Raw genomic sequence first — 6,437 nt, 5'->3', positions numbered from 1 at the left:
AACTCGACGGTCTATCTGCAGGGCGGCACGGTCGCCGACGTGCTGAATGCGATCGACCTTGCCACCGGCGTGCAGACCGCGACCATCAACGCCAGCGGCGTTGCGGCGCTTGCGACCGCCACCGGCCAGACCAACTCGTCGATCAACGCCTCGGGTCAGCTCAAGCTCTCGACCGGCGTCAACGCCGACCTGGCGGTCACCGGCACCGGCAACGCGCTGAACGCGCTTGGCCTCGCCGGCAACACCGGGACGGCAACCGCCTTCACCGCGGCACGCACCTCGGGCGTTGGCGGTCTCACCGGCAAGACCTTGACCTTCTCCTCCTTCAATGGCGGCACGGCGGTCAACGTCACCTTCGGCGACGGCACCAACGGTACGATCAAGACGCTCGACCAGCTCAACACCAAGCTGCAGGCCAACAACCTGACGGCGACGATCGACGCCAACGGCCTGCTGACGGTCTCGACCACCAACGACTACGCGTCCTCGACCATCGGATCGAGCGCCGCGGGTGGTGCGATCGGCGGCACGCTGACCACGGCGCTGACGTTCTCGACGGCTTCCAGCCCCGTCCAGGACACGGTTGCCCAGACCTCGCGTTCCAACCTGGTGTCTCAGTACAACAACATCCTGAACCAGATCGACTCGACCTCGCAGGACTCCTCGTTCAACGGCGTCAACCTGTTGAACGGCGACCAGCTCAAGCTGGTGTTCGACGAGACCGGCAAGTCGAACCTGAGCATCACGGGTGTGACCTACAACTCCAAGGGTCTCGGTCTTGCCGCGCTGACCGGTGGTGTCGACTTCATCGACAACGCCGCCACCAACAAGGTGCTGACCAATTTGAACTCCGCCTCGAGCACGCTGCGCTCGGAAGCTTCGAGCCTCGGTTCGAACCTGACGATCGTGCAGGTACGTCAGGACTTCAACAAGAACCTGATCAACGTGCTGCAGACCGGTTCGTCCAACCTGACGCTGGCCGACACCAACGTCGAGGCGGCCAACAGCCAGGCGCTGTCGACCCGCCAGTCGATCGCGGTCTCCGCGCTGTCGCTGGCCAACCAGTCGCAGCAGAGCGTGCTGCAGCTGCTCCGCTAACAAGCGGACGACATCGCAAGACGATCATGGCGGCGGGGCTTCGGCCCCGCCGCTTTTTTTCGTTCGTCACGTGAGGTTTCGAGAGGGCAGGCGACACTCTGAAAAGTAACCAGCGGTTATGGTTAATGGAGCGTAAGCGTCGAGAAACGCCAATGATTTCAGCCGGATTGCCGAGCCCGCGTGCGCCTTCCGCGCACTTATGGTGAACCGGCGCTTATGCGGGCGAGGTTCGTTTCACCCTTTGTTAGCCATGTCGCGGCACGCTGGCCCCGTCACTCGATCCGAAGCGATCGAACGAAGACGCGTAAGCCAGAAGGGTAAGAGTCATGTCCGGTATTGTTCTCTCTGCGTCGGTTCGCCAGAACCTGCTCTCTCTCCAGTCCACCGCCGATCTTCTCGCCACCACACAGAACCGTCTGTCGACCGGCAAGAGCGTCAACTCGGCCCTGGACAATCCCACCAACTTCTTCACGGCACAGTCGCTCGACAACCGCGCCAGCGACATCAACAATCTGCTCGACAGCATCGCCAACGGCGTGCAGGTGCTGCAGGCTGCCAACACCGGCCTGACCTCGCTGCAGAAGCTGATCGACAGCGCCAAGTCGATCGCCAACCAGGCGCTGCAGACCACGGTCGGCTACTCCACCAAGTCGAACGTCTCCACCACCATCTCCGGTGCGACGGCGGCCGACCTGCGCGGCACGACGAGCTTCGCCAGTGCGACCGCGAGCAGCAACGTGCTGTACAACGGCACCGCCGGCGGCACCACGGCGGCGACCGGCACCACGACGCTCGGCGCCACCATCGGCTCGTTCACGGGCACGGCGGCAACGGCCGGCAACGGCACCACGGCCCTGACCGGCGCCATCACCCTGATCGCCACCAACGGCACGACCGCAACCGGCCTGGCCGCCAACGCCCAGCCCGCCGACGGCGACACGCTGACCGTCAACGGCAAGACCATCACCTTCCGCAGCGGCTCTGCTCCGGCATCGACCGCGGTTGCGTCTGGTTCGGGCGTCAGCGGCAACCTCGTCACCGACGGCAACGGCAACACCACCGTCTATCTCGGCACCGCGGGCACCCCGACTGCGACGGTCGCCGATCTGTTGACCGCCGTCGATCTCGCCAGCGGCGTGAAAACGGTGTCGATCAGCTCGGGCGCTGCGACGATCGCGACGAGCCTCAACCAGACCGCTTCGAGCGTTGGTGGCGGCGCGGTCACGCTGAAGAGCTCGACGGGCGCGGATCTGAGCGTCACCGGCAAGGCCGACCTGCTCAAGGCCCTCGGCCTGACCACGTCGACGGGTGCCGGCAACGCCAACGTGTCCGTCAACCGGACCACGAGCGCGACCTCGCTGGGTGCAACGATCGCGGACGGTTCGTCCCTGAACGTCGACGGTCACGTCATCACCTTCAAGAACGCGCCGACCCCCGGCACGACCGGTGCGCCGAGCGTTCCGAGCGGGTATGGTGCGAGCGGTAACGTCGTCACCGACGGCAACGGCAACTCGACGGTCTATCTGGAGAACGGCACGGTCGCCGACGTGCTGAATGCGATCGACCTTGCCACCGGCGTGCAGACCGCGACGATCGGCGCCAGCGGCACCGCGACGCTTGCGACCGCCACCGGCCAATCGAACTCGACGATCAACACGTCCGGCCAGCTCAAGATCTCGACCGGCGTCAACGCCGACCTGGCGATCACCGGCACCGGCAATGTGCTGAACGTGCTCGGCCTTGCCGGCAACACCGGCAACGCCACCGCGTTCACCGCGGCGCGCACCTCCGGCATCGGCGGCATCGCCGGCAAGACCTTGACCTTCTCCTCCTTCAACGGCGGCACGGCGGTCAACGTCACCTTCGGCGACGGCACCAACGGCACGGTCAAGACGCTCGATCAGCTCAATAACAAGCTGCAGGCCAACAACCTGTCCGCAACGATCGACGCCAACGGCCTGCTGACCATCACCGCATCCAACGACTATGCGTCCTCGACGCTCGGTTCGACGGCGGCGGGCGGTGCGATCGGTGGCACGCTCACTTCGGCGCTGACGTTCTCGACGGCTTCCAACCCCGTCCAGGATGGTGTTGCCCAGACGGCGCGTGCCAACCTGGTGTCTCAGTACAACAACATCCTGAACCAGATCGACACGACCTCGCAGGACTCCTCGTTCAACGGTGTCAACCTCTTGAACGGCGACCAGCTCAAGCTGGTGTTCGACGAGACCGGCAAGTCGAGCCTGAACATCACCGGCGTGACCTACAACTCCAAGGGTCTCGGTCTCGCTGCTCTGACCGTCGGCGTCGACTTCATCGACAACGCCGCCGCCAACAGGGTGCTGACCAATTTGAACGCCGCCTCGAGCACGCTGCGCTCGGAAGCCTCGAGCCTCGGCTCGAACCTCTCGGTGGTGCAGATCCGTCAGGACTTCAACAAGAACCTGATCAACGTGCTGCAGACCGGCTCGGCCAACCTGACCTTGGCCGACACCAACGTCGAGGCGGCCAACAGCCAGGCGCTGTCGACCCGCCAGTCGATCGCGGTCTCCGCGCTGTCGCTGGCCAACACCTCGCAGCAGAGCGTGCTTCAGCTGCTCCGCTAACAAGCGGCTGAAATCACTGAATAAAATCGAGCGGCGGGGCTCCGTGCCCCGCCGCTCTTTTTTGCGTCCGGAGGCGGGCAGGGGCGTATACCGGCCATTAACCCTATCGCTTAAACCGGCGTTAACCATACTTTAAAGGACACCTCCTAAAACTGGACAAAAGCCCGCTTTCGAGATCGCGCGGCCGATTCGTATCCGGTTCAAGAGGAAGACTCGCCAATGTCCAACATCGTTCTCTCGGCGTCCGTTCGCCAGAACCTGTTGTCGCTGCAGTCGACGGCCGACTTGCTGGCCACGACGCAGGAGCGGCTGTCGACCGGCAAGAAGGTCAACACGGCACTCGACAATCCCACCAACTTCTTCACCGCGCAGGGGCTGGACAACCGGGCGAGCGACATCAGCAACCTGCTGGATGGTATCAACAACGGCGTGCAGGTGCTGCAGGCTGCCAATACCGGCATCACCTCGCTGCAGAAGCTGATCGACAGTGCCAAGTCGATCGCCAACCAGGCGCTCCAGACCACGGTCGGTTACTCCACCAAGTCGAACGTCTCCACCACGATTCCGGGTGCGACGCCCGCCGACCTGCGCGGCACGACCTCCTATGCGAGCGCGACCGCCAACAGCAACGTGCTTTATACCGGCGCCGCCGGCGGCGTGACCCCGGTCACGGGCACCGCCGCACTCGGTGCGTCGCTGGGCTCGAGCGCCGGCACCTTTACCGGCACGGCAGCCCTCGCCGCCGACGGCACGACCGCGCTGTCCGGCACCGCCACGCTGCTCGGCACCACGGCATCCACCACCTTCGGCGCGCCTCCCGCGGACGGCGACACCATCACGGTGAACGGCAAGACCATCACCTTCCGCACCGGTATCCCGCCGACGACGCAGCCGACCGGCTGGGGTCTCGACGGCAGTGGACACATCGCCACCGACGGCAATGGCAACTCGATCGTCTATGAGGGAACCGCGGCTGCACCCAGGGCGACGATCAGCGACGTCCTCAGCGCGATCGATCTCGCCAGCGGCGTCAAGACTGCGACCATCAGCGCGAGTGCGGCGACCATCGCGGTCAGCGGTTCGGCTGGTCCCATCGGCACGCTTCAGGTGGCATCGTCCATCTCGGGCGGCGGCCAGATCACGCTGAAGAGTTCGACCGGCGCTGATCTGAGCGTGACGGGCAAGGCCGACTTCCTCAATAAGCTCGGTCTGACCGCGGCGACCGGTGCGGGCAATGCGAACGTGACCGCGAACCGGTCGACCACCGCCGGCTCGCTCGGCACCCTGGTCCAAGACGGCTCGACGCTGAACATCGACGGCCACACCATCACCTTCAAGAACGCCCAGACGCCGCAATCGGCGGCGAGCGTGGCGACCGGCTATGGCGTCAACGGCAACGTCGTCACCGACGGCAACGGCAACTCGACCGTCTATATCCAGAGCGCGACGCTCACCGACCTGCTCAACTCGATCGACCTTGCCACCGGCGTCAAGACCGCAAGCATCTTCAACGGCGCCGCGTCGCTGACGACCACTGCGGGCCAGATCCCGTCGTCGGTCAACAGCAGCGGCCAGCTTGCGCTCTCCACCGGCGTCAACGCCGATCTCTCGATCACCGGCACCGGCAACGCGCTCAGCGCGTTCGGCCTCAGCGGCAACACCGGAACGGCGACAGCCTTCACCGCAGCGCGCACCTCCGGTGTCGGCGGTGTCAGCGGCAAGACGCTGACCTTCACCTCCTTCAACGGCGGCACGCCGGTGAACGTCACCTTCGGCGACGGCACCAACGGCACCGTCAAGACGCTCGACCAGCTCAACGCTCAACTTCAGGCGAACCACCTGACGGCGACGATCGACGCCAACGGCGTGCTCACGGTGACCACTGTCAACGAATACGCCTCCTCGACGCTCGGTTCGACGACCGCGGGCGGTACGGTCGGCGGCACGATCACCGGTGTTCTGGCCTTCACCACCGCGCAGCCGCCGGTCCAGGATCCCGTCGCGCAGACGGCGCGCTCGAATCTGGTCAACCAGTTCAACAACATTCTGGCGCAGATCGACACGACGTCGCAGGACTCCTCCTTCAACGGCGTCAACCTGCTCAACGGCGACACGCTGAAGCTCGTCTTCAACGAGACCGGCAGCTCCACGCTCGGCATCAACGGCGTGGTGTTCAACGCGGCAGGCCTCGGCCTCAGCAACCTCGTCAACGGTGTCGACTTCATCGACAACGGCGCCACCAACAGGGTGCTGGCCAGCCTGAACGCGGCGTCGAGCACGCTGCGCTCCGAAGGATCCTCGCTCGGCTCGAACCTGTCGATCGTGCAGGTTCGTCAGGATTTCTCCAAGAACCTGATCAACGTGCTGCAAACCGGCTCGTCGAACCTGACGCTGGCCGACACCAACGAGGAAGCGGCCAACAGCCAGGCGCTGTCGACCCGCCAGTCGATCGCGGTCTCCGCGCTGTCGCTCGCCAACCAGTCGCAGCAGAGCGTGCTGCAGCTGCTCCGCTAATTTCGCAGCGCAAGATCGCTACGCGCGATATCGCGGCGGGGCTAACGCTCCGCCGTTCTTTTTTTACGGAGATCGCTAAGGCAGGATTAGCCGAGATTGATGCCCGTCACGCGAAGCAAGTTTACAGCGTGCGTGCGTGCATCTAGCGTTGCACTGACGAAGAACTCCGTGACCCGTAATAATCCGGAGTGCTTCCAAGCGCACACGTAAGCAAATCTT

The 6,437-nt window shown here is 64.7% G+C and carries 3 protein-coding genes; all 3 read left to right on the top strand.

From position 1 onward, the window contains the following. The coding region (locus AC1RUR_RS27370; RefSeq protein WP_492849774.1) for a DUF1522 domain-containing protein at positions 1-1,098 on the top strand (1,098 nt) is incomplete at its 5' end. A gap of 326 nt (positions 1,099-1,424) precedes the next feature. Beyond that, complete coding sequence (locus AC1RUR_RS27365; RefSeq protein ID WP_492849772.1) at positions 1,425-3,704, top strand: DUF1522 domain-containing protein; 2,280 nt, start codon at positions 1,425-1,427, stop codon at positions 3,702-3,704. Between the two features lie 219 nt (positions 3,705-3,923). Then, complete coding sequence (locus AC1RUR_RS27360) at positions 3,924-6,218, top strand: DUF1522 domain-containing protein (RefSeq protein WP_492849771.1); 2,295 nt, start codon at positions 3,924-3,926, stop codon at positions 6,216-6,218. Positions 6,219-6,437 lie beyond the last annotated feature (219 nt).

This window comes from Bradyrhizobium sp. GW821-FHT12B03 (assembly GCF_058807535.1).
This window is presented reverse-complemented; position numbering and strand designations above follow the sequence as displayed.

Excerpts from the sequence above, each read along its gene's own strand:
- AC1RUR_RS27360 (WP_492849771.1), top strand. The coding sequence starts at position 3,924 with ATGTCCAACATCGTTCTCTCGGCGTCCGTTCGCCAGAACCTGTTGTCG.
- AC1RUR_RS27365 (WP_492849772.1), top strand. The coding sequence starts at position 1,425 with ATGTCCGGTATTGTTCTCTCTGCGTCGGTTCGCCAGAACCTGCTCTCT.